General features: G+C 68.5%; 18 protein-coding genes, 2 tRNA genes and 2 pseudogenes. 12 read left to right on the top strand and 10 right to left on the bottom strand.

What is annotated here, in order from left to right:
* Positions 1-13: 13 nt before the first annotated feature.
* A complete protein-coding gene (locus ACT6QK_RS09660; protein WP_444597618.1) occupies positions 14-619 on the bottom strand; it encodes an LOG family protein in 606 nt (201 codons plus the stop codon).
* 81 nt (positions 620-700) lie between these two features.
* Between ACT6QK_RS09660 and ACT6QK_RS09655 the strand changes: the two genes are divergently transcribed.
* The gene (locus tag ACT6QK_RS09655) at positions 701-1,459 is read left to right on the top strand and encodes a hypothetical protein (protein WP_444597617.1); all 759 of its coding nucleotides are present in this window, start codon (positions 701-703) and stop codon (positions 1,457-1,459) included.
* A 25-nt stretch (positions 1,460-1,484) separates the two neighbouring features.
* Here the strand turns inward: ACT6QK_RS09655 and ACT6QK_RS09650 are convergent, their stop codons facing one another.
* Together ACT6QK_RS09650 and ACT6QK_RS09645 are read right to left on the bottom strand one after the other, a co-directional pair.
* Positions 1,485-2,693 (bottom strand): LL-diaminopimelate aminotransferase, encoded by a 1,209-nt coding sequence (locus tag ACT6QK_RS09650; protein ID WP_444597616.1) that lies wholly within the window; start codon positions 2,691-2,693, stop codon positions 1,485-1,487.
* Between the two features lie 253 nt (positions 2,694-2,946).
* A tRNA-Asn gene (locus ACT6QK_RS09645) sits at positions 2,947-3,021 on the bottom strand.
* Between the two features lie 58 nt (positions 3,022-3,079).
* On the opposite strand from ACT6QK_RS09645, the gene ACT6QK_RS09640 reads away from it, so the two are divergent.
* Both ACT6QK_RS09640 and ACT6QK_RS09635 read left to right on the top strand, forming a co-directional pair.
* On the top strand, positions 3,080-3,886 hold the full coding sequence (locus ACT6QK_RS09640) for a TrmH family RNA methyltransferase (RefSeq protein WP_444597615.1): 807 nt from the start codon (positions 3,080-3,082) through the stop codon (positions 3,884-3,886).
* Positions 3,887-3,969: 83 nt separating this feature from the next.
* Positions 3,970-5,643, top strand: coding sequence for a M28 family metallopeptidase (locus tag ACT6QK_RS09635; RefSeq protein ID WP_444597614.1), 1,674 nt, complete (start codon positions 3,970-3,972; stop codon positions 5,641-5,643).
* 54 nt (positions 5,644-5,697) lie between these two features.
* Here the strand turns inward: ACT6QK_RS09635 and ACT6QK_RS09630 are convergent, their stop codons facing one another.
* From ACT6QK_RS09630 to ACT6QK_RS09620, 3 genes and pseudogenes are all read right to left on the bottom strand, one after another.
* On the bottom strand, positions 5,698-6,084 hold the full coding sequence (locus ACT6QK_RS09630) for a DoxX family protein (RefSeq protein WP_444597613.1): 387 nt from the start codon (positions 6,082-6,084) through the stop codon (positions 5,698-5,700).
* A gap of 75 nt (positions 6,085-6,159) precedes the next feature.
* Positions 6,160-6,993 (bottom strand): alpha/beta fold hydrolase, encoded by an 834-nt coding sequence (locus ACT6QK_RS09625; protein WP_444597612.1) that lies wholly within the window; start codon positions 6,991-6,993, stop codon positions 6,160-6,162.
* Positions 6,994-7,094: 101 nt separating this feature from the next.
* A pseudogene (locus ACT6QK_RS09620) lies at positions 7,095-7,793 on the bottom strand (pirin family protein).
* 93 nt (positions 7,794-7,886) lie between these two features.
* On the opposite strand from ACT6QK_RS09620, the gene ACT6QK_RS09615 reads away from it, so the two are divergent.
* Positions 7,887-8,849: a LysR family transcriptional regulator gene (locus ACT6QK_RS09615; RefSeq protein WP_444597611.1), complete on the top strand. Its 963-nt coding sequence runs from the start codon at positions 7,887-7,889 to the stop codon at positions 8,847-8,849.
* Between the two features lie 46 nt (positions 8,850-8,895).
* Positions 8,896-9,408: a potassium channel family protein gene (locus tag ACT6QK_RS09610; protein WP_444597610.1), complete on the top strand. Its 513-nt coding sequence runs from the start codon at positions 8,896-8,898 to the stop codon at positions 9,406-9,408.
* A gap of 14 nt (positions 9,409-9,422) precedes the next feature.
* On the opposite strand, the gene ACT6QK_RS09605 is transcribed toward ACT6QK_RS09610, so the two are convergent.
* Positions 9,423-9,496: transfer RNA gene (locus tag ACT6QK_RS09605), tRNA-Cys, on the bottom strand.
* A gap of 135 nt (positions 9,497-9,631) precedes the next feature.
* On the opposite strand from ACT6QK_RS09605, the gene ACT6QK_RS09600 reads away from it, so the two are divergent.
* The 4 genes from ACT6QK_RS09600 to ACT6QK_RS09585 all read left to right on the top strand — a co-directional run bounded on the left by ACT6QK_RS09600 (position 9,632) and on the right by ACT6QK_RS09585 (position 15,778).
* The gene (locus tag ACT6QK_RS09600) at positions 9,632-10,261 is read left to right on the top strand and encodes a protein-L-isoaspartate O-methyltransferase family protein (protein ID WP_444597609.1); all 630 of its coding nucleotides are present in this window, start codon (positions 9,632-9,634) and stop codon (positions 10,259-10,261) included.
* A gap of 221 nt (positions 10,262-10,482) precedes the next feature.
* Positions 10,483-11,958 carry a TolC family outer membrane protein gene (locus tag ACT6QK_RS09595; RefSeq protein WP_444597608.1) on the top strand — a complete coding sequence of 492 codons (1,476 nt, stop codon included), beginning with the start codon at positions 10,483-10,485 and terminating at the stop codon, positions 11,956-11,958.
* Between the two features lie 164 nt (positions 11,959-12,122).
* Positions 12,123-12,713, top strand: a complete 591-nt coding sequence (locus ACT6QK_RS09590; protein WP_444597607.1) for a DUF2497 domain-containing protein — start codon at positions 12,123-12,125, stop codon at positions 12,711-12,713.
* Between the two features lie 260 nt (positions 12,714-12,973).
* A complete protein-coding gene (locus ACT6QK_RS09585; RefSeq protein WP_444597606.1) occupies positions 12,974-15,778 on the top strand; it encodes a valine--tRNA ligase in 2,805 nt (934 codons plus the stop codon).
* A 19-nt stretch (positions 15,779-15,797) separates the two neighbouring features.
* Here the strand turns inward: ACT6QK_RS09585 and ACT6QK_RS09580 are convergent, their stop codons facing one another.
* A complete protein-coding gene (locus ACT6QK_RS09580; RefSeq protein ID WP_444597605.1) occupies positions 15,798-16,292 on the bottom strand; it encodes a YHS domain-containing (seleno)protein in 495 nt (164 codons plus the stop codon).
* Positions 16,293-16,382: 90 nt separating this feature from the next.
* Here ACT6QK_RS09580 and ACT6QK_RS09575 point away from each other — a divergent pair, with 90 nt between their 5' ends.
* Positions 16,383-17,111 (top strand): TlyA family RNA methyltransferase, encoded by a 729-nt coding sequence (locus ACT6QK_RS09575; protein WP_444597604.1) that lies wholly within the window; start codon positions 16,383-16,385, stop codon positions 17,109-17,111.
* Positions 17,112-17,386: 275 nt separating this feature from the next.
* On the opposite strand, the gene ACT6QK_RS09570 is transcribed toward ACT6QK_RS09575, so the two are convergent.
* Positions 17,387-18,091, bottom strand: a complete 705-nt coding sequence (locus ACT6QK_RS09570) for a glycine zipper 2TM domain-containing protein (protein ID WP_444597603.1) — start codon at positions 18,089-18,091, stop codon at positions 17,387-17,389.
* A gap of 139 nt (positions 18,092-18,230) precedes the next feature.
* On the opposite strand from ACT6QK_RS09570, the gene ACT6QK_RS09565 reads away from it, so the two are divergent.
* Entirely contained in the window at positions 18,231-19,475 is a 1,245-nt protein-coding gene (locus ACT6QK_RS09565; protein ID WP_444597602.1) for a class I SAM-dependent RNA methyltransferase, read from the top strand.
* A 29-nt stretch (positions 19,476-19,504) separates the two neighbouring features.
* Here ACT6QK_RS09565 and ACT6QK_RS09560 read toward each other — a convergent pair whose 3' ends face one another.
* Complete coding sequence (locus ACT6QK_RS09560) at positions 19,505-20,482, bottom strand: hypothetical protein (protein WP_444597601.1); 978 nt, start codon at positions 20,480-20,482, stop codon at positions 19,505-19,507.
* Between the two features lie 366 nt (positions 20,483-20,848).
* Here ACT6QK_RS09560 and ACT6QK_RS09555 point away from each other — a divergent pair.
* Positions 20,849-21,388 (top strand): annotated as a pseudogene (locus ACT6QK_RS09555) (DNA-directed RNA polymerase subunit beta); the annotation flags it as partial.

Raw genomic sequence — 21,388 nt, 5'->3', positions numbered from 1 at the left:
TAGCGGCGATCAGTTATCGTTGATCATGTTTTACATGCGGCGTGTCGTCGCTGACGCGGAGCTGGGCGATCGCCTCCTCGACGGTGTCGGCCACGGTCCAGGCGTTGAGGAAGGAGGGCGGCGTCATGCCCTCCTCGACGCTGTGACGCATCAGGGCGAAGAAGGTGTCCCAGAAGCCGTTGATGTTGAGGAAGATCACCGGCTTGGCGTGCAGGTCCAGCCGCTTCCAGGACAGGAGCTCGACCACCTCCTCCAGCGTCCCCACGCCGCCGGGCGCGACCACGAAGGCGTCGGACTGGTCGTACATCAGCTGTTTGCGCTCGTGCATGGAGGTGACGACGATGGTCTCCACCTCATCGAACAGGCGTTCCCGGCTGCGCAGGAAGCCGGGCATGATGCCCAGGACGCGCCCGCCCGCCGCATGGGCCGACCGCGCCGCCGCCCCCATCAGGCCCACGCCGCCGCCGCCATAGACCAACCGCCAGCCGATCCCGGCCGCCGCTTCGCCGAAGTCGTGGGCGGACTGGACATAGTCGTGGTGGGCGGATTCGGCCGCGCCGCAGAACAGGCAGACGGACTTGCCCTCGAACGGGGCGATGGAGACTTCAGGCAGGGACATGGGCACACGGATCGAGAAGGGGAGACAGCGCTGCGTTCACCGCGCTATCTGGAACTCCAACCTAGCCTCCGGATGTGCGGGATGAAACGGTCGATCTGCCTCACCCTGGCGCCTTTCGCTCTGGCGGGGCTCGTCGCCCAGAGCGGATGCGGCGAGGCTCCGGACAAGGCGGGCCCGGCCCAGGGCGCGGAGTCTGACTGGACCGCCACCCCCCTGATCAAGAAGGCGACACGCGGTCCCGAAGGGCTGGAGGTGTCCGGGATCACGGCTCCGGGCGGGCGGGTTGTGCTGCGCGGCGGGCTCGCCCCGGCCTTCGCCACGGGTTCCGATCAGGCTGGCCGCTTCTCGATGACCCTCTCCCTGCCGCCGAGCGACACCGTCTTCGCCGTCGAATCCCAGCGCGGCGAGCAGGCGGCGCCGGCGCCCTATGTCCTGCTGGTCAGCCGGGATCCGGCCGGTCCCGTCGTCATGATGGCCGACGGCGCCCCCTCGCGCCGGCTGGACGGCGACGGCGTGCTGGATGCGGTGGACAGCGATGGTCGAGCCCTGCTGGCGACCGGGCGGGCCCCGCCGCGAACCGGGGTGGCGGTCCAGGCGGCGGGCCGGCCGCTCCAGGCCGTCGCCGACGCCGAGGGCCGATGGTCCGTGGTCCTGGCGCCCGAGGGGGCTGGGCCGATGACGGTCTCGGTCGGGGACAGGCGTTACGACTACCCCGGCCCCGGCGCCCCCCCCTCGGCCACGGACACAGAGGTCAGGCTGGAGCCCGCCGGTCAGGGGCGCCGCGCCGTCTGGCGACCCGGACCCGGCGCCTGGCGCAGCAGCTGGTTCCCGTCCCGCTGAAGCCCGGGGGCGCTGATCCGTGCGGTCAGGCCTCGTCGCCGAACGGTCCGTTCACGCCCCTGGACTTGAGGAAGGCCTTGATGTTGCGCGCCGCCTGACGGATGCGCTGCTCGTTCTCGACCATGGCGATCCGGACATAGCCCTCGCCGTTCTCGCCATAGCCGACGCCCGCGGCGACCGCGACCTTGGCGTGGGTCAGCAATTGCTTTGAGAACTCCAGCGACCCGAGATGCGCCAGGGCCGGGGGCAGGGGCGCCCAGGCGAACATCGAGGCGGCGGGCTTGGGGATGGCCCATCCGGCGGCGGTGAAGCTCTGGCACAGGACGTCGCGGCGCTTGTGATAGAGGGCGCGGTTCTGTTCGACGATGTCCTGCGGCCCATTCAGGGCGGCGACGGCGGCGGCCTGAATCGGGGTGAAGGCGCCGTAGTCGAGATAGGATTTCACCCGCGCCATCGCCGCGATCAGACGCTTGTTGCCCACCGCGAACCCCATGCGCCATCCGGCCATGGAATAGGTCTTGGACAAGGAGGTGAACTCGATCGCCACGTCCTTGGCGCCCGGCACCTGCAGGATCGAGACCGTGGGTTTTCCGTCGTAGTAGAGCTCGGAATAGGCGAGGTCGGAGATGATCCAGAGATCGTTGGCCTTGGCGTAGGCGACGACCCGCTCATAGAAAGCCAGATCTACCGTCTCGGCCGGCGGATTGGACGGATAGTTCATCACCAGCACCTTGGGCCGGGGCACGGTATAGGCCATGGCCCGTTCCAGGGCCTCGAAATAGTGCTCGTCGGGCGTGGTCGGCACGCTGCGGATCGCGGCCCCGGCGATGATGAAGCCGAAGGTGTGGATCGGGTACGACGGGTTGGGCGCCAGGACCACGTCGCCCGGCTCGGTGATGGCCGTCGCCAGACTGGCCAGCCCCTCCTTGGAGCCCATGGTCACGATGACCTCGGTCTCGGGGTCGAGATCGACGCCAAAGCGCCGGCTGTAATAGTTGGCCTGGGCGCGGCGCAGGCCGGGGATGCCGCGCGACTGGGAATAGCCGTGGGCGTCGGGGTTGCGGGCCACCTCGCAAAGTTTCTCGATCACATGGGCGGGCGGCGGCAGGTCGGGATTGCCCATGCCCAGGTCGATGACGTCCTCGCCCGCCGTACGCGCTGCGTGACGCATCGAATTGACTTCGGCGATCACATAGGGCGGCAGGCGCCGCATACGGTAGAATTCTTCGGTCACGGTCAGGCTCGTTGGGACTTGAGGCGATCGCGAAGGCCGACGCCGATGGACCGGCGCCGTCGCGACCCTCCGACTGATAGGGGATGGCCGGACGGCATGAAAGCCGAAGCGCCGCAGCGGATCAAAAAACCCCACCGGCCGTAGCGCCCTCGTTCCGTGCCGCGCCGCGCCGGGCCCAATGTCCAACCCACTCGAACAGGCCGAGCGCGAGGCCACAACGTCTAGAATGTCGGTGAGAAATCGACCGAGGCGATGGCTCCGCAGGTAGGATTCGAACCTACGACCAGCCGATTAACAGTCGGCTGCTCTACCACTGAGCTACTGCGGAACATCGGCTCGGGAGGCGGGCCTATAGCAGCGCCCGCGCGCGTCGTGCAATGGGAAATATGGCCCATGACGTGATCCGTGTAACCGACCCTGACGATCCGGTCGTCGCCCCCTATCGAGACGTGCGTGAGCGCGACCTGACCGGGCGCGAAGGCCTGTTCATCGCCGAGGGAGAGGTGGTCCTGCGCCAACTGGTCTCCCCGGCGTCGCGCTGCCGCCCCCGGTCGATGCTGTTGGCCGAGAGCCGCCTGGGGGCAATGGCGGAGATCATCGCCGCCGCCCCGGCGGACATGCCGGTCTATGCGGCGTCCCAGGATGTGCTGGACCGGATCGCCGGGTTTCCCCTGCATCGCGGCCTGCTGGGTCTGGGCGAGAAGCCCGCGCCGCTTTCGGCGGCCGACCTGCTGGCGGGCTTGGGCCAGGAGGCCGTGGTGGTGGCGGCCTCGGGCATCGGCAATCACGACAATATCGGCGGCCTGTTCCGCAACGCGGCGGCCTTCGGCGCGGGCGGGGTGCTGCTGGACGACCGTTGCGCCGATCCCTTCTATCGCAAGGCCATCCGCGTCTCGGTCGGGGCTGTGCTGCGGACGCCGACGGCGGCGGCCCTGCCGCTGGACGAACTGGTCGAGACCCTGGTCGCGGCCGGGTTCGAGATCGTCGCCCTGACGCCCTCTGCGACCGAGCCGTTGTCGGCCCTGCGCCCGGGCGGTCGCCGGGCCCTGTTGCTGGGTTCAGAAGGTCCGGGGCTGCCTCAGCCGATCATCGACCGCTGCCGGGCGGTGGGCATTCCCATGTCCGGAGGATTCGATTCGCTGAACGTCGCCGCGACCTCCGCCATCGCCCTGCACCAGCTCACGCGAGCCTGAAAATGCGGCCTTCCCGCTCGACAACCGGGGCGGGGAGGGGGCAGGGTCGCGACCTCCCGTTCGCCGTCGTGTCGAGTCCGCCAATGTCGTCCTCCCGTTCTTTCGCCCGTCACGCAGCATGCCTCTGCATCCTTCTGGCGGCGACGGGCCTTCTCGCCGCCTGCGCCTCGACCTCGATCAGCTCAGAAGCCCGGGTCGATCCGGCCCGGCTGAACGCCCACATCGCCGCCCTCGCCGACGACGCCATGGAGGGCCGGGGGCCGACCACGCCGGGCGAGGAGAAGGCGGTGCAGTACATCGCCGACCAGTTCCGCGCCCTGGGTCTCGAACCTGCAGGAGAGAACGGAAGCTGGTTCCAGACCGTGCCGATCAACCGCTTCGTGCAGGATGGCCCCGCCTCCATTTCGGCGAAGTTGCCGGACGGCGAACGCATCGCCTTCAAGCGCGCGACCGAGGTCATCGCCAACAGCCACCGGCCCCAGTCGCGCATCACCGTGACCGACGCGCCGGTGGTCTTCGTGGGCTATGGCGTCAATGCGCCAGAACGTGGCTGGGACGACTTCAAGGGCGTCGATCTGACCGGCAAGATCATGCTGGTCCTGGTCAACGATCCCGACTTCGAGGTTGCAGCCGACAGCCCCGTGGCCGGCAAGTTCGACGGCCAGGGCATGACCTACTACGGCCGCTGGGTTTACAAGTTCGAGGAGGCGGCCCGGCGCGGGGCGGCCGGGGTTCTGGTCATCCATGAGACGGCGGGCGCCGGCTATCCGTGGAACACGCTTCAGAACTCCTCCACTGCGGCCGGTCTGGACATCGTCCGCGCCGACCCGGAGAAGGAGCGGGTCAAGGTCCAGGGCTGGATCCAGCAGGGCCAGGCCGCCCGGCTGATGCAGGCGGCGGGTCTGGACTTCGCGACCCTCAAGGCCTCGGCCCAGACGGCCGACTTCCGTCCGGTCGAACTGGCGGGTGTCTCCATGTCCTTCGACATCGGCCATCGCTACGAGCGGCTCACCACGCGCAATGTCGCGGCGCGGCTGACCGGGACGACGCGGCCGAACGAGACGGTGATGTACGGCGCCCACTGGGACGCCTATGGCCGGGCCGTGCCCAATGCAGCGGGCGACGACATCTATAACGGCGCGGTGGACAACGCCTCGGGCGTGGCGGCGGTGATCGAATTGGCGCGCCTGTTCGCCGCCGCGCCGCGGACGGAGCGATCGGTGCTGTTCATGTCCTGGGCGGCGGAAGAGGCCGGGCTGCTCGGCGCATACTACTATGCGGCGCATCCGCTGGTCCCGCTGGAGACCACGGTCGGCAACATCAACATGGACAGCTTGCTGGCCGGGCCGCCGGAGGACGAGATCGTCGTCATCGGCTATGGCAAGACCGACCTGCAGGACCGGTTGGCGCGAGACGCGGCGGTGGAGGGGCGTCGTCTGATCCCCGATCCGGCGCCCCAGGTCGGCGCCTTCTATCGCTCGGATCACTTCCCTCTGGCCAAGATGGGGGTGCCGGCCCTGTTCGCGGCGGCAGGCTTCACCGGAGCGTCCGAGGCCAGCCGCGACTATGTGAGGAACCGCTATCACCAGCCGACCGACGACTGGACCTCGCCCTGGGATCTGTCGGGCGCGGCGGCGGATGTGGGCCTGCTCTACAAGGTGGGGCGCGACCTGGCGAACGGGACCGACTGGCCGAAGTGGACGCCGGGCAATGAGTTCGAGGCCGTGCGCGAGGCCAGTGCTGCGCGGCGGCGCTAGACGTGAAAACGGCCCGGGATCGCTCCCGGGCCGTTCTGCTTTCAGGCGCTGCGATCAGCCCTTCTTCAACTGCCAAGCCCCGCCGCCGGCGGCGGCCAGATACAGGAAGATGAAGCAGAACAGGATGGCCGCGTCGCCACCATTGACCGCCGGATAGGGGCTGGAGGGGGCGTGGAACATCCAATAGGCGACGGCCATCGTGCCCGACGCTAGGAAGGCGGCCGGACGCACGAACAGGCCCAGCAGGATCAGTGACCCGGTGACCAGTTCGATCACGGCGCCGACGCCCATAAGGCTGGCCAGTTCGACCTGACCGGGCTGGGCGCCTTCGGGGAAGCCGAACAGTTTGATGACCCCGTGGGCCAGGAAGAGCAGTCCCGCGACGATCCGCAGGGCGGCGAGGGCGCGGGGCGCCCAGACGGCGGTGTTGATGGAGGCCATGACAGGCGCTTTCATTCTCGAGTGGACCGACGCCGCCCTATGCGACGCCGGTTATGCGACTATGGGGAGCGGGGCTCAGCCTTCGATGAAGGCCAAAAGATCGGCGTTGATGACCTCGTGCTGGGTAGTCGCCATGCCGTGCGGATAGCCGGCGTAGATCTTCGACACGCCGTTCTTGAGCAGCTTGATCGACAGATGGGCCGAGTCGGCGATGGGCACGATCTGGTCGTCGTCGCCGTGCATGACCAAGGTCGGGACGTCGATGGCCTTGAGGTCCTCGGTGAAGTCGGTTTCAGAGAAGGCCTTGATGCCGTCGTAGTGGGCCTTGGCGCCGCCGGCCATGCCCTGACGCCACCAGTTATCGACGACCGGGGTCTTCGTCTCCACGCCCTCGCGGTTGAAGCCGTAGAAGGGCCCGGCCGCGACATCGCGATAGAAGCTTGCGCGGTCCGCCGCCAGGGCGGAGCGGAAGCCGTCGAAGACCTCGATCGGCAGACCGCCGGGATTGGCCTCGGTCTTGAGCATCAGGGGCGGCACGGCGCCGATCAGCACGGCCTTGGCCACGCCTGCGTCCTTGCCATAGCGGGCGACATAACGGGCGACCTCGCCGCCGCCGGTCGAGTGGCCGATATGGACGGCGCTCTTGAGCCCGAGCGCGGCGACCACCGCGGCCACGTCGGCGGCGTAGTGATCCATGTCATGGCCGTCGGAGACCTGGGCCGAGCGGCCGTGGCCGCGCCGGTCATGGGCGATGACGCGGAAGCCCTTGTTGACGAAGAACAGCATCTGGGCGTCCCAATCGTCGGAACTCAGCGGCCAGCCGTGATGGAAGACCAGGGGGCGGCCGTCCTTCGGGCCCCAGTCCTTGTAGAAGATATCGACGCCGTCGGATGTGGTGACATAGGGCATGGGAGGTCTCCTGCCGCTTGAAGGTTTCAGGGCACGCGTAAGCTACAATCGAGGGAAGGCGGCGAGGACGGAGGCGTTGCCCGTCCTCGCCTGACGCGGGATCAGGCCGCGTCGACCAGCACCAGTTCGGCGTCGTTGACGGCGGTGACCTTCAGGACATCGACGTCGCGGATGGCGGCGCCGTCACGGGCGTTGACCCGCACGCCGTTGATCTCCACGTCGCCCACGGCCGGAACCAGATAGCCGCGGCGGTCGGCGCCGAGGGCGTATTCGGCGGTCTCGCCGGCCTTCAGCGTCGCCGCCACGATCCGGGCGTCGGTGCGGATGGGCAGGACGTCGCCGTCGCCGTCGAAGCCGGAGGCCAGAATCACGAACTCGCCCGCGCGATCTCCCTTGGGGAAGGGCTTGGCACCCCAGGACGGCTTTTCGCCGCGCTTGGTCGGCTCGATCCAGATCTGGAAGATGCGGGTCAGGATCGGTTCGGCGTTGTACTCGGCGTGGCGGATGCCGGTGCCCGCGCTCATCACCTGGACGTCGCCCGCCTCGGTGCGGCCCTTGTTGCCCAGGCTGTCCTCGTGGGTGATGGCCCCTTCGCGGACCTAGGTGATGATCTCCATGTCCGAATGGGGGTGGGGCGGAAAGCCCGTGCCCGGCGCGATCTCGTCGTCGTTCCAGACCCGCAGATTGCCCCAGCTCATCCGCGCGGGATCATAGTAGTTGGCGAAGGAGAAGTGGTGTTTGGCGTTCAGCCAGCCGTGGTTCGCGCCACCGAGGCTGCTGAAGGGTCTGACGTCGATCATGGTCGTGTCTCCGGTTGGGAGCGCATCGCAATGGGCGACCGCTCTGGCTTGACGTCAAGATAGAGATCGCTTTCAGATCAGAAATAGAAACGAATGAAACTCATCGTTTCGGTCTGGGGTGTCGCCATGTCCAAGCTGCCCGATCTCGAAGCCCTCGCCATCTTCGCCCGGGTGGCCGAGACCCAGTCCTTCTCCGGCGCGGCCGACGCTCTCGGCCTGTCCAAGGCGACGGTGTCCAAGGCGGTCAGTCGGCTGGAGGAACGGCTGGGCACCACCCTGCTGCACCGGACCTCGCGCCGCTTCGCCCTGACGGAGACCGGGCGGCTGCTGGCGGCGCGGGCGGCGGCCATGACGGCCGAGGCCGAATCCGCCGAGTGCGAGGCCATGGATCAGGCGGTCAACCCGCGCGGTCTGGTGCGGCTGGCTGCGCCCATGTCGTTCGGCATGGCCCATGTGGCGCCGGCCTTGCCGGAGTTTCTGGCGACCCATCCAGACGTGTCGGTGGACCTGCATCTGTCGGACGAGGTCATCGACCTGGTCGGCGGCGGCTTCGACTGCGCGCTCCGGATCGCGGCCCTGCCGGACTCATCCTTGACGGCGCGACGACTACGGACCGTGCGACGCTGCATCGTCGCGGCCCCCGCCTATCTGGAGCAGCGCGGACGGCCCCGGCATCCCGACGAACTGGAACGCCACGCCTGCCTCGGCTACGCCTATCTGCCGACGCCCAACAGCTGGCGGCTGACCAATGCAAAGACGGGAGAGGAGGCGACCGTCCGCCTTCACGGCCCCTTGCGCGCCAATAACGCCGACGCCCTGACCCATGCCGTGCGCGCGGGGCTGGGCGTCGCCGAACAGCCGGACTTCATCCACTGGCAGGACGTGGCCGAGGGCCGGCTGGAGGTCATCCTGCCCGACTGGTCGTTGCCGAAGATATCCCTCCACCTCGTCGCTCCAGGCGGAGGGGGGCCGCGCCCCGCCCGCGTCGCCGCCCTGATGGACTACCTCGCGACACGCTTCGCCGCCCCCCTGTGGCCGGGGGATCGGGTGGAGTAGGAATGACCGAAATCGCCGGAATCAGGAAAGCCTTCGGAGCGCCGAGATGAAGTCTGCAATCCTTCGCGCCACCAACACGATCCTGGAGCTGTTCGTCATCTATGTGGTGGTCGTGGGCCTCGCGGCCGCCGCCTTCGCCATGTTCGAGGGCAAGACCTACGCGGACGCACTCTGGTGGGCCATCGTGACGGCGACGACCACGGGGTACGGCGATTTCTACCCAACGACCATCGGTGGGCGAATCGTCGCCGGGCTACTGATGCATTTCACCCTGCTGTTCGTCCTGCCGCTGCTGATCGGCCGTATCATGTCGGCCCTCATCGAGAACCAGCACGAGTTCAGCGACGCGGAGCAGAAGGCGCTGTTCGCCCGGATCGACGACCTCTGCGCCGTCAGTCGGGGCTGGGTTCTGCAGGATGAGGGCGGGGCCTTCGCCGCCGCCGGCGCAAAGGGACCGGTCTGGGTCGAGCGGTCCGAGGACGCCTTGAGGTTTCTGGATCTCGCCTCGGCCCGGGCCTATGCGGCCGCCGTTGGCCAAGGGCGGCCGCAACAGCTCTGAAGCCCTGCTCGCGATGGAGGCCTGACCGGGAATCGAACCCGGGTGCAAGGATTTGCAGTCCTCTGCGTCACCACTCCGCCATCAGGCCGTCGGCGATCTTTCGACCGCCCCGCCATCGCGAGGGGCGTTCGCTATCAGATCGGATTGTCCCCCGCAACGCACGGACCTATAAGCGCCGCACAATTCTCTCGTTCTCCCGAATCCAGACTGCAGGAAGCTCCCGATGGATAACGCCGCTGCGCGCAAGGTCATGGTGGATTCCCAGGTCCGCGTGAACGACGTCACCGATCGCGGGCTTCAGGCCGCCCTTCTGGCCGTGCCGCGCGAGAAGTTCTGCGTCCCCGACCGCGCCTACGCCGCCTATGCCGAGGTTGAGGTCGAGGTCGCGGGCGACCGCAAGCTGATGATGGCGCGCGACGTGGCCAAGCTTTTGCAGAACATCGACGCGCGCGAGGGCGAGACGGCCCTGGCCATCGCCGGTCCCTATGCGGCGGCCGTTCTGGCCCGGATGGGCGTGACGGTCACGGCCCAGGAGGCGGATGCGGGGGTGTTCGAGGTGGCGGGCGAAGCCCTGGCCGAGGCGGGGGTGACGACGGTGGTCGCGCCCTTGACCCAGCCCACCGGCGCCGACTGGGACATCATCGTCAGCGAGGGCGCCGTCGCCGCCCGTCCCGACGCCTGGATCGCTGCACTCAAGGTCGGCGGCCGTCTGGTCGTGGTCGAGCGCGCCGGTCCAAACGGCAAGGCCGTTCTCTATGTGCGTGGCCGCGAGGGCGTGTCGCGCCGCGAACTGTTCGATTCCCATCCGCCGGTGCTGGCCGAGATGACGCCCGAGCCGGTGTTCGCGCTCTGAACGGGGCCCCGGCCGGCAGCGGCGTCCGCTTCCCCGGTCAGGCGTCCACAAAAGGCGGCGGATCGTGGCTTTCACGCCATGGTTACGTCCGGTTACCGCATTTGCGACGGAGGCCGCTGGCGTCTGCGTGAAAAAAACTTAACTGGCGCAGCGTAGTCGGAATGCGCACTACGCCCTCCAGAGATCATGAAGCGCGCCGTGGCGGCTTCCGGGGATAGAACATGTTGAAACGCTCGTCGGTGCTGGCTTCCGTGGCCCTGATCGCCGTGACCGCCGGTCTGGCCGCTCCGGTGTCCGCCGAGACCCTGTCGGACGCCATCGCCCTGGCCTATCGGACCAATCCGACCCTGCTGTCCCAGCGCGCCAGCCAGCGGGCGCTCGACGAGACCGTGCCCCAGGCCCGCGCCGGCCTGCGCCCGACCGTCAGCCTCACCGCCGACATCGACTATTCCCGCACCGACACCCCGGCGGGCGTGGTGGAGAGCGACACCGCCGGCATCGGCATCGGCCTGTCCCAGAACCTCTATACCGGCGGCCGCGTCGGCCATTCGATCAGCGCCGCCGAGGCCAATGTCCTGGCGGGCGCCGAGCAACTTCGCGGCGTGGAACAAGGCGTTCTGGCCTCGGTGATCCAGGCCTATGTGGATGTGCGCCGCGACATGGAGATCCTGACGATCCGCCAGGACAACCTGACCGTCCTGCGCCGCCAGCTCGACGAGTCCAACGCCCGCTTCGAGGTCGGGGAGATCACCCGCACCGACGTCGCCCAGTCCCAGGCGCGTCTGGCCCAGTCCGAGGCCGACCTGGCCCAGGCCCAGGCCCAGCTGTCCGTGTCCCGCGCCGCCTATGCCGCCGTGGTCGGTCAGGCCCCGGCCAACCTCGAGGCCCCCGTCGCCTTGCCGGGCGTGCCGACCGACTTCGACGCCGCCCTGGACGTCGGTCTGGTCGAGAACCCCTCGGTCCGCGCCGCCCAGTACGCCCTTCAGGCCGCCGAGGCGCGCGTCGCCGCCGCCCGCGCCGAGTTCCTGCCGTCGGTGCGCGCCACCGCTTCCTACGGCGGCTCCAGCGATCTGTCGTCGTTCGACCTGACCGACCGCACGGCCTTCACCGCCGGCGCCTCGGTTTCCGTGCCCCTGTTCACCGGCGGACTGAACCGCTCGCGCGTCGCCCAGGCCCTCGAACAGGCCAACGCCGCCCAGATCGACGTCGAGGGCCAGCGCCGCGCGGTGCTTCAGGACGTCTCCTCCGCCTATGCCCAGCTGGTTTCGGCCCGTTCGACCGTGACGGCGGGCGAGCAGGCCGTTCGCGCCGCGTCGGTCGCCGCCGAGGGCGTGCGTCAGGAGGCTCAGGTCGGACTTCGCACCACCCTGGACGTGCTGAACCAGGAGCTGGAACTGCGCTCGGCCCAGGTCCAGCTCGTCTCGGCGCGTCGCAACGAGTACGTCGCCCAGGCGGCGGTCCTGGCCGCCATGGGCCGTCTGCAGGGCCCGCAACTGGTGGCCTCGGTCGAGGCCTATGATCCGGCCGCCAACGCCGCCGCCGTCCGCTTCCGCGGCGCCCTGCCTTGGGACCCGGCGATCGAGGCTCTGGACCGCATCGCCGCGCCGCCGATCACCCCGGCCGCCGACGCCGAGGACGCGCCGGTCGACACCCAGCTGAAGTCGGCCGCCGCCGCCGCCTCGCCTTCCGGGAACTGAGGACCGGTCCTGTCCCCAATGAGGCGAAAACGGCCGTTGATTCCAGCGGGCGTTGATGCGACGACAGGCGTGTGCGGAAAGGACGATCCGGTTGCGGACGGCCTTGAGGCGACCCGTTTTCGCGTCCTGCGGCGCAAATCCCTTCAGACCGTTCGAGGCCAGGCATGAGCGACCAATCCCAGGAACCGACCATGGAAGAGATCCTGGCGTCGATTCGCCGGATCATTTCCGAGGACGATCAACCGGCCGAAACGGCGACGCCTGCGGCGCCTGAGCCTGAGGTCGCCGCCGCGCCCGAACCCGCCCCCTTCCCGACGGCCGAGCCGGTGGTCGCAGAGGCCGAGGACGACGTGCTGGACCTGACGGAGGCCTATGAGGCGCCGGCCGTGGAGACCATCGGCGACCTGGACGTCCTGACCCCGGAAGAGCCGGTCGCGGCCTCTGCGCCCGAGCCCGAGCCGGAACCCGCGCCGGCCCCGGTCGCGGCCACGCCCGATTACGACGCCCTGGTCGGGGAAAGCGCCGCCGCCAGCGCCGCTTCGGCCTTCGCCGGCCTGCATGCGCTGAAGAAGCCCGCCGCCCCCGCGCCGGCCCCGGCATCCGACCTCAACTTCGTCAGCGGTTCGACCGTCGAGGGCATGGTCGCGGAGATGCTGCGTCCGATGCTGAAGTCCTGGCTCGACGCCAACCTGCCCGGCATTGTCGAGGATGCGGTACGCAAGGAAGTCGAACGCATCGCCCGCGACGCGGGCTAGCCCCGCTCGCGCCTAGCGATTAGATCGAACGGGGCGGTCCAGACGGGTCGCCCCTTTTGCTTTCTTCGTCATTCCGGGCGGAGAGGCGAAGCCTCGCAGACCCGGAACAAGGCGGCGCCGTAGCGCAGCGGAGGCGAAATGCTTCAGCGGGCGGTATGCGCGACAGGTTCGCGCTCTCGCGCGCCGCCCTGTTCCGGGTCTGCGGTCGCTGGCGCTCCCTGCGCCCGGAATGACGAAAGCCAAGAAGACGAACGCCAACCATGCTTGAAAAGACTTTCGAACCCCGCGCCGCCGAGCCGCGCCTCTACGCCCAGTGGGAGGCGTCTGGCCTGTTTGCGCCGAAAGCGGACGCGTCGGCTCAGTGCTATTCGATCGTCATTCCGCCGCCGAACGTGACGGGCACCCTGCACATTGGCCATGCGCTGAACAACACCCTGCAGGACATCCTGGCCCGGTATCACCGGATGAAGGGCAAGGCCGTGCTGTGGTTGCCCGGCACGGACCACGCGGGGATCGCCACCCAGATGGTGGTCGAGCGCCAACTGGCCGCCGCCGGCAATGTCGGCCGCCGCGACATGGGCCGCGAGGCCTTCGTCGAAAAGGTCTGGGAGTGGAAAGCGGAATCGGGCGGCGCCATCGTCCAGCAACTGCGCCGCCTGGGCGCCTCCTGCGACTGGTCGCGCGAGCGCTTCACCCTGGACGAGGGCCTGAACGCCGCGGTCCGCAAGGTCTTCGTGCAGTTGCACAAAGAAGGCCTGATCTATCGCGACAAGCGGCTGGTGAATTGGGACCCGCATTTCCAGACCGCCATCTCGGACCTGGAGGTCGAGCAGCGCGAGGTCGAGGGCGCCTACTGGCACTTCGCCTATCCGCTGGCTGACGGCGTTACCTATGAACACGCCGTCGCCTTCGACGAGGACGGCAAGGCGACGGAGTGGGAGACGCGCGACTACATCGTCGTCGCCACCACCCGGCCCGAGACCATGCTGGGCGACACCGGCGTGGCGGTGCATCCGGACGACGAGCGCTATGCCTCGATCGTCGGCAAGGACGTGATCCTGCCGATCACCGGCCGCCGCATCCCCATCGTCGCCGATGACTACGCCGACCCCACCAAGGGCTCGGGCGCGGTGAAGATCACGCCCGCGCACGATTTCAACGACTTCCAGGTCGGCAAGCGAGCTGGGCTCCGCGCCATCAACGTCATGGATGCGTTCGGCCGCATCCTCGATCACGGCGCGGCCTTCAAAGGTGTCGATGCCGACGGCAACGCGATGGAAGACCTCGATGTCCTTGAGTTCGTCGATAGCATTCCAGTTGATCTTCGGGGTCTCGACCGCTTCGCCGCGCGCAAGGCTATCGTCGCCCGCGCGGAGGCCGAGGGCTGGCTGAAGGAGATCGAGAAGACGAAGCATGTCGTCCCGCACGGCGACCGGTCCGGCGTGGTGATCGAGCCCTGGCTGACGGACCAGTGGTATGTTGACGCCCACACCCTGGCCCAGCCCGCCATCAAGGCGGTCGAAACCGGCGCGACGACCTTCGAGCCTGCTTCTTATTCCAAGATCTATTTCGAATGGCTGCGCAACATCGAGCCCTGGTGCATTTCGCGCCAGCTCTGGTGGGGCCACCGCATCCCGGCCTGGTACGGTCCGAACGGGGAGATCTATGTCGCCGAGACCGAGGCCGACGCCCGCGAACTGGCCATGGCGGACTATGATTCCGAGGTCGCCCTGACCCAGGACGAGGACGTCCTCGACACCTGGTTCTCCTCGGCCCTATGGCCCTTCTCGACCATGGGCTGGCCAGAGAAGACCGAGGATCTGGAGCGGTTCTATCCGACGTCGGACCTGGTCACCGCCGCCGACATCATCTTCTTCTGGGTCGCCCGGATGATGATGATGGGCCTGCACTTCATGGACGAGGCGCCGTTCAAGCGGGTCATCATCAATGGCCTGGTCCGTGACGAAAAGGGCCAGAAGATGAGCAAGTCCAAGGGGAACGTCATCGATCCCCTGACCATCATCGACGAACTGGGCGCCGACCCGCTGCGCTTCACCATGGCCATCCTGTCGGGCACCCGCGACATCAAGCTGTCGAAGGAGCGGATCGAGGGCTATCGCAACTTCGGCACCAAGCTGTGGAACGCCGCCCGCTTCAGCCAGATGAACGAGGCGCGCCGCGTCGAGGGCTTCGATCCCGCGACCGTCGACCAGACGATCAACCGCTGGATCCGCGGCGAACTGACCAAGGCCGAGCGCCAGGTCTCGGAGGCCATAGAAGGCGGGCGGTTCGACGACGCGGCGAGCGCCCTGTACCGCTTCGTCTGGAACGTCTTCTGCGACTGGTATCTGGAACTGGCCAAGCCGGTGTTCCAGGGATCGGACGAAGCCGCCAAGGCCGAGACCCGCGCCATGACGGCCTGGACGCTCGATCAGGCCCTGAAGCTGCTGCACCCGGTCATGCCCTTCATCACCGAAGAGCTGTGGGACGAACTGGGCAAGGAAGGCGCACCTCGCGATTCTGGGCGCGAAAGCTTGCTGATCGGCGCTGAGTGGCCGGTTTTGCCGGACGCCTTTATCGACGCCGGCGCCGAGGCCGAGATCGGCTGGCTGGTCGATCTGGTCGGCGAAATCCGGGCCCTGAGGGCCGAGATGAATGTCGCGCCGGGCGCCAAACCGGCCCTTACCTTCGTGGCCCCAACCGCAGAGACGGCGGCCCTGATCGAGCGCCACCGTCCGCTGATCCTGACCCTCGCCCGGGTCGGGGAGGCGACGACGGCCGACACGGCGCCCGAGGGGGCGGTCAGCTTCGTCTCCGGCTCGACCACGGCGGCTCTGTCTCTGGCGGGCATCATCGACCTGACGGCGGAACGCGCGCGACTGGAGAAGGAGATCGCCGCCTTCGACAGCGACATCGGCCATTTCAACAAGAAGCTGGGCAATCCCAACTTCGTATCCCGCGCCGCCCCCGAGGTGGTCGAGGAACAGCGCGCCAAACTGGCCGAGGCCGAAGCCGGCAAGGCCAAACTGATCGCCGCGCTCGAGCGGCTGGCGGCCATGGGGTAGGCGCCGCCCCCGAGGCGGTTCAGCCCTGGTTGACGGTCAGCACCCTCGGCCAGTTGGCCTTGCCCAAGGCGATATTGCCGGGGATGTCCGCCGCCCACAGCTCCTGGGCGCGCGCACTGAAGTTCAGGTAGAGATCGCCGTCGACGATCCGCCAGTGGGCGGCGGCGCCGGGGGCGATATACCCCCGGCTGGTGGCCCAGGCGCAATAGCCGCCGAATTTCGGCGCGAACGCGTCCGGCTCGGCCTCGAAGGCCGCCCGATTGTCGGCGGAGGCGAACCGCCAGACGGCGCCGTTCCACATCAGACTGTGCGCCTCGCGACCCGGCGTGGGGACGCCCGCGCGGAAATAGGCCACGGGGTCATGGCCCTGTATCGCCACATCGCCGTCTCCAACCTCGACCGGCGGCCAGACGCGCGCCTGGCGTGCGATGCGGGCTCGGGCGAGGCTGGGTCCGGCGAAGACCGAGGCGGCGGCCCCGGCGGCGAACAGGGTCAGGGACTGGCGGCGATTCATGGCACGGCTCCGAAGGGGTCAGTTGGCTCTTCGTCCGGCAGGCGGCGCAGGTTACAGACCGGCTGCGATTTCGCGCCACGGAGAACAGAGATGCCTCGTCTGGACGTCCTTCTGGTCGAGCGCGGCCTGGCCGAGAGCCGGGGCAAGGCGCGGGCCGCCATCGAGGCGGGCGGCGTGACCGTGGACGGCCAGCCCGCGAGGGCGCCCTCCCAGACCGTCGGACCGGACACGGTGGTCACCTATGCCGGGGCGCACCGCTTCGTCGGACGCGGGGCGCTGAAGCTGGATCACGCCCTGACCCTCTGGCCCATCGCGGCCGAGGGGCGAACGGTTCTGGACGTCGGCGCCTCGACCGGGGGGTTTACCGAGGTCTGTATGGAGCGGGGCGCGGCGCGGGTCTTCGCTGTGGATGTGGGGCAGGGGCAGCTTCATCCCCGCATCGCGGCCGATCCGCGAGTGGTGAATCTGGAGCAGACGGACGCGCGCGATCTGACGCCCGATCTGATCCCGGATGCGCCGGACCTGATCGTCTGCGACGCCAGCTTCATCAGCCTGATGAAGGTGTTGCCGGTCGCCCTGTCGCTGGCGGCGCCGGGCGCGGATCTCGTCACCCTGGTCAAGCCGCAGTTCGAGATGGAGAGCCGTTCCGAGGTCGGACGCGGCGGACTCGTGCGCGACGAGACGGCGCGTCAGGCTGCGCTGGACCGTGTGGTCGCATGGCTGGAAGCGGAGGGGTGGGCGGTCCGCGAAACCACCGAGAGCCCGGTCACCGGCGGCGACGGCAATATCGAATATCTCGTCTGGGCCATACGCGCGTGACCCTCTCCCTCCCCCGGAGTGGGGAGGGACGATCGCGCAGCGATCAGGGTGGGGAAGTTTGAAATCGCCAGTGGGCCTGAACTTCCCCACCTGGGTTCGGCTTCGCCTCACCGTCCCTCCCCATGAAGGGGAGGGAGAAGCCCAAAGCGCCACGCCTCGCGCTCAAGTCGCGAGGCTCCGCGAGCCGAGCATAGCGCCAGAATAGAGAAAGCCGCCGGCGGATTGCTCCACCGGCGGCTCCCGTCACATCGTCGATGTCGCAGGGGGGCTGAAAATCAATCGACGACGCGATAGCGGCCCGAGGAGTCGGGGCAGGTCCGCACATAGCGGGTTTCCGAGCGACCATCGGGAAGGCGAATGCGGCTCTCGGCCAGACGGCAGCCGTCACGGTCCCGGTCGTCGCGGTCGTAGTAACCGCCGCCGTAGCCGTAGCGGTCGTCGTGGCGCGGCTCATAGGCATAAGGGCCGTAGCCGTCCGCGTCGTAGTAGGTCGAGCTGCTGCTATAGCCGTAGCCGGACGAATAGGACGGGGCGTAGCTGTAGCCGGAGGAGTAGCCGTAGCCGCCGTGATAGGCTGGCGGGTTGGGCGAATAGGCGTAGCCGCCGCTGGAGTATCCGCCGCCTTGGTAGCGGTTGTCGTATCCGTAGCAACGGTCGCCCGAACCGCGACCGGCCGCGCCGCCGACCACCGCGCCCAGAACGCCGCCCAGGATCGAACCCTCGGTGCGACGGCCGCGCGCCGCCAGTTGCGAGCCGATGACGGCGCCCGCGCCCGCGCCGATCACAGCGCCGGCGCCCGTGCGGCCCTGGCGATTGCGCTCGCAATAGTCCGGATAGTTGTAGGTCTGGCCGCCATAGCCCGAAACATAGCCGCCGTGGCCGTAGCCATAGGACTGGGCGGAGGCGGCGGCCGGAATGGCCGTGATCGCGGCGGCGGCCGCAGCGGCGATCAGGGCGGGACGGGCGAGGCGAGTGAACATCGTGGTTGGACCCCAGGGTTGGATGCGAAGCCTAACGGTTCAGGCCTCCCTCCGTTGCACACAGGGTTAAGGTTTCCAAGATGAACGGCCGTTGAACGGATTGTCGCTCCGGCGCGCCGTATCGGGCATAAGCCGGGCGATGAACGAGACCATCCAGATCGACCGCGTCGGCGGCCAGGGCGACGGCGTGGGGCGCGGCGCGTCGGGACCGGTCTTCGCCCCCCTGACCCTGCCCGGCGAAACCGTGCGCGGCGAGGTCCTGGACAGCCGGATGGACCGGCCCGAGATCGTCGTCGCCAGCCCCGACCGTATCGCTCCGGTCTCGCCGCAATACGGCGACTGCGGCGGCTGCTCGCTGCAGCACTGGGCCAGCGGTCCCTATCTGGACTGGAAGCGCGAACAGGTGTGGCTGGCCCTGGGCCGCGAGGGGATCGAGACCGAGATCGAACCGACCGTGGCGACGCCGCCGGGCACGCGCCGCCGTCTGGCTTTGCATGCGCGACGGGGGGAGGACGGCCGGGTCATCCTGGGCTTCAAGGCGAGGAAGTCCTGGCGACTGGTCGAGGTCTCGGCCTGTCCCGTGGCCGATCCCCGTCTGGTGGCGGCGTTTCCGGCCCTGGCGCGGGTGGCCGAGCCGTTTCTGGAGCATCCGAAATCGGCGCCGACCCTGCATGTCACCCTGACCCTGACCGGGCTGGACGTCGATGTGACCGGGGTGGAGCGCAAATCGGGCGGCCTGTCGGGCGACCAAAGGATGCAGGCCATCCGCGCGGCGCGTCAGGCCGATCTGGCGCGCCTCAGCCTGGCGGGAGAGGTGCTGATGATGGAGCGCCAACCCCTGGTCCAGTTCGGCCCGGCGACCGTGGCGGTTCCGGCCGGCGGCTTCCTCCAGGCCGTGCCGGAGGCCGAGAAGGCCATGGTGGACCGCGTCTTGGCGGCGGTGAAGGGGGCCAGGAAGATCGCCGACCTGTTCTGCGGCGCGGGGACCTTCACCTTTCCCCTGGCGACCATGGCCCCGGTGATCGCGGCGGATGCGACGGAACCGGGGATCGCGGCGCTCAAGGCCGCGGTGAAATCCGCCAGGGGGATGAAGACCATCGAGGCCCAGGCCCGCGACCTGTTCCGCCGCCCCATGACCCCCTTCGATCTCAAGGGCTGCGACGCCATCGTCTTCGACCCGCCGCGCGCCGGGGCGCTCGAACAGACCCAGCAGATCACGACGACGAAGGCGACGACGGTGGTCGGCGTCTCCTGCAACCCCCAGACCTTCGCCCGCGATGCAAGGGTTCTGATCGACGCCGGCTTCCGGCTGGAGACGGTGACCCCGGTGGACCAGTTCCTGTGGTCGTCCCACATCGAGCTGGTGGGTGTGTTCAGGCGATAGAGCCTCGCGTCGGCTGTCCGTCGCAGGGATCAGAGTGGACAGATCAGGGTGAGTGACTTCACCGATTGATCGAACCCGACGCGCAGCCCGACCGCCGGACCGAGGGGACAATCCGTTCGCTGGATGTCGCTCTCGGCCGGGTAGGGGACGGAGCGAACGGCGGCGTCGTCGTTGAGCGGCAGCGCGGCTTCTCCCCGACAGAGGGGGCGCGCGAAGGATATGACGCGAACGCCGCCCTCCACTGTGCTGTTCAGATGCTCGGTCTGGATCGCCGTCAGCCAGCGGTCCGGAGCGCAGCTCAGCACACGCGGCGAACCGTCGGTCAGGCCCACGCGCCCTGCAGTTTGACCGCCTCCGGAACGCAAAGCGCCCGGAGCCCACGCGGCGCAGGCCAGAGCGATGCCGGTGACCCTCGCCGCCCCCCGGATCTCAATCCCCGAAGCGCGATGGCCCGAAGGACAGCGGATGTCCTGGCTTTGGCGCCCGCCGCGACCGGCGGTGTTGGCGAGCATGGTCGCCCCCGACGTGTGCGGAGCCGGCTGCCGTGAGGTCGGCGTGGGCGAGGGCAGGGGAGGCGTCGCGGACGCCGCCGCAGCCTCCGAACAATCGGATCGGGCGGAGGCCCACAGGGCGGAAGCCTCGAAGTCCTCCTGCAACCGCATTCTCAGGTCGAAGTCGGGCTCGGGGGCCGAAGCGTAGCGCGCACGCAAGGCCTCCGCTTCACGAAGCCGCCGCAGATGACCGAACTCCAAGGCTCTCAGCGGCGCCACCACGGCGTCGGGCTGCCCCGCCTTCTCCGCCCGCTCCCGCCTGTGCTCTGCCATCGACCACTCCGACGAACTGTAGTCGAACAGCACCTCGGCCATGGCGCGGCATAAATGGGCGTGAGAGGCTCGGTCCCGGGCGAGCGCCCTGTCGGGCAGGGCGGCGCAGGCCGTCACCGAAATCAGGCCGAAAAGCAGGGACCAAGTCGCCGGACAGGTGCGTGGGATGTGTAGCATAGGCATGTGCGAGTTCTCCGGACCCCATCCTTAGGCGCGCGGCCGTCGCCAGCCGCTGTCGAAATCTGACGCGCGGATTTTGCGAACAAGCTTCCCGAAGGGTCTTTATTTCGCCGTCAAAGCGCGTATATCAGCGCGTTCCGCAACACACTCTCCAACGAGTCTGCGCGAAAGCGCCGAGGCCCGGTCTGTCGCCCTCTGACCGGTGCGAAGGTGCGCTCCTCCCCAAGGGAGCACGAAAATCCAGGCGTCCGGGGCCCGAAAGGGACCGCAGGGCGGGCGCCGAAACCGATTCGCACGGGACGCCTTTCGGCGTGTCGTGCCGCCGCATTTGACGCGCCGGTTCTCCCCCGGCGCCATTGGGAAAACAGAATGACTGACGTCACGAACGGTCTCGCCATCAACGGTCAGATCGCGTCCGCCACGACCTTCACCGGCAAGAAGCGCATCCGCAAGTCCTTCGGGCGTATCCCGGAAGCCGTCGCGATGCCGAACCTGATCGAGGTGCAGCGCGCCTCCTATGAACAGTTCCTGCAGCGCGAAGTGCGCAGCGGCCTGCGCAAGGATCAGGGCATTGAGGCCGTCTTCAAGTCGGTCTTCCCGATCAAGGACTTCAACGAACGCGCCGTTCTGGAATACGTCTCCTACGAGTTCGAGGAGCCCAAGTACGACGTCGAGGAATGCATCCAGCGCGACATGACCTATGCCGCGCCGCTGAAGGTCAAGCTGCGCCTGATCGTGTTCGAGGCGGACGAGGAAACCGGCGCCCGCTCGGTCAAGGACATCAAGGAGCAGGACGTCTACATGGGCGACATCCCGCTCATGACGGACAAGGGCACCTTCATCGTCAACGGCACCGAGCGCGTGATCGTCTCGCAGATGCACCGTTCGCCGGGCGTCTTCTTCGACCAC

It is taken from the genome of Brevundimonas sp., assembly GCF_052436175.1.
In the GTDB taxonomy this organism is placed as follows: Bacteria; Pseudomonadota; Alphaproteobacteria; order Caulobacterales; family Caulobacteraceae; genus Brevundimonas.
The sequence above is the reverse complement of the archived record's forward strand: the minus strand, read 5'-3'. Positions and strand labels throughout refer to the sequence as shown.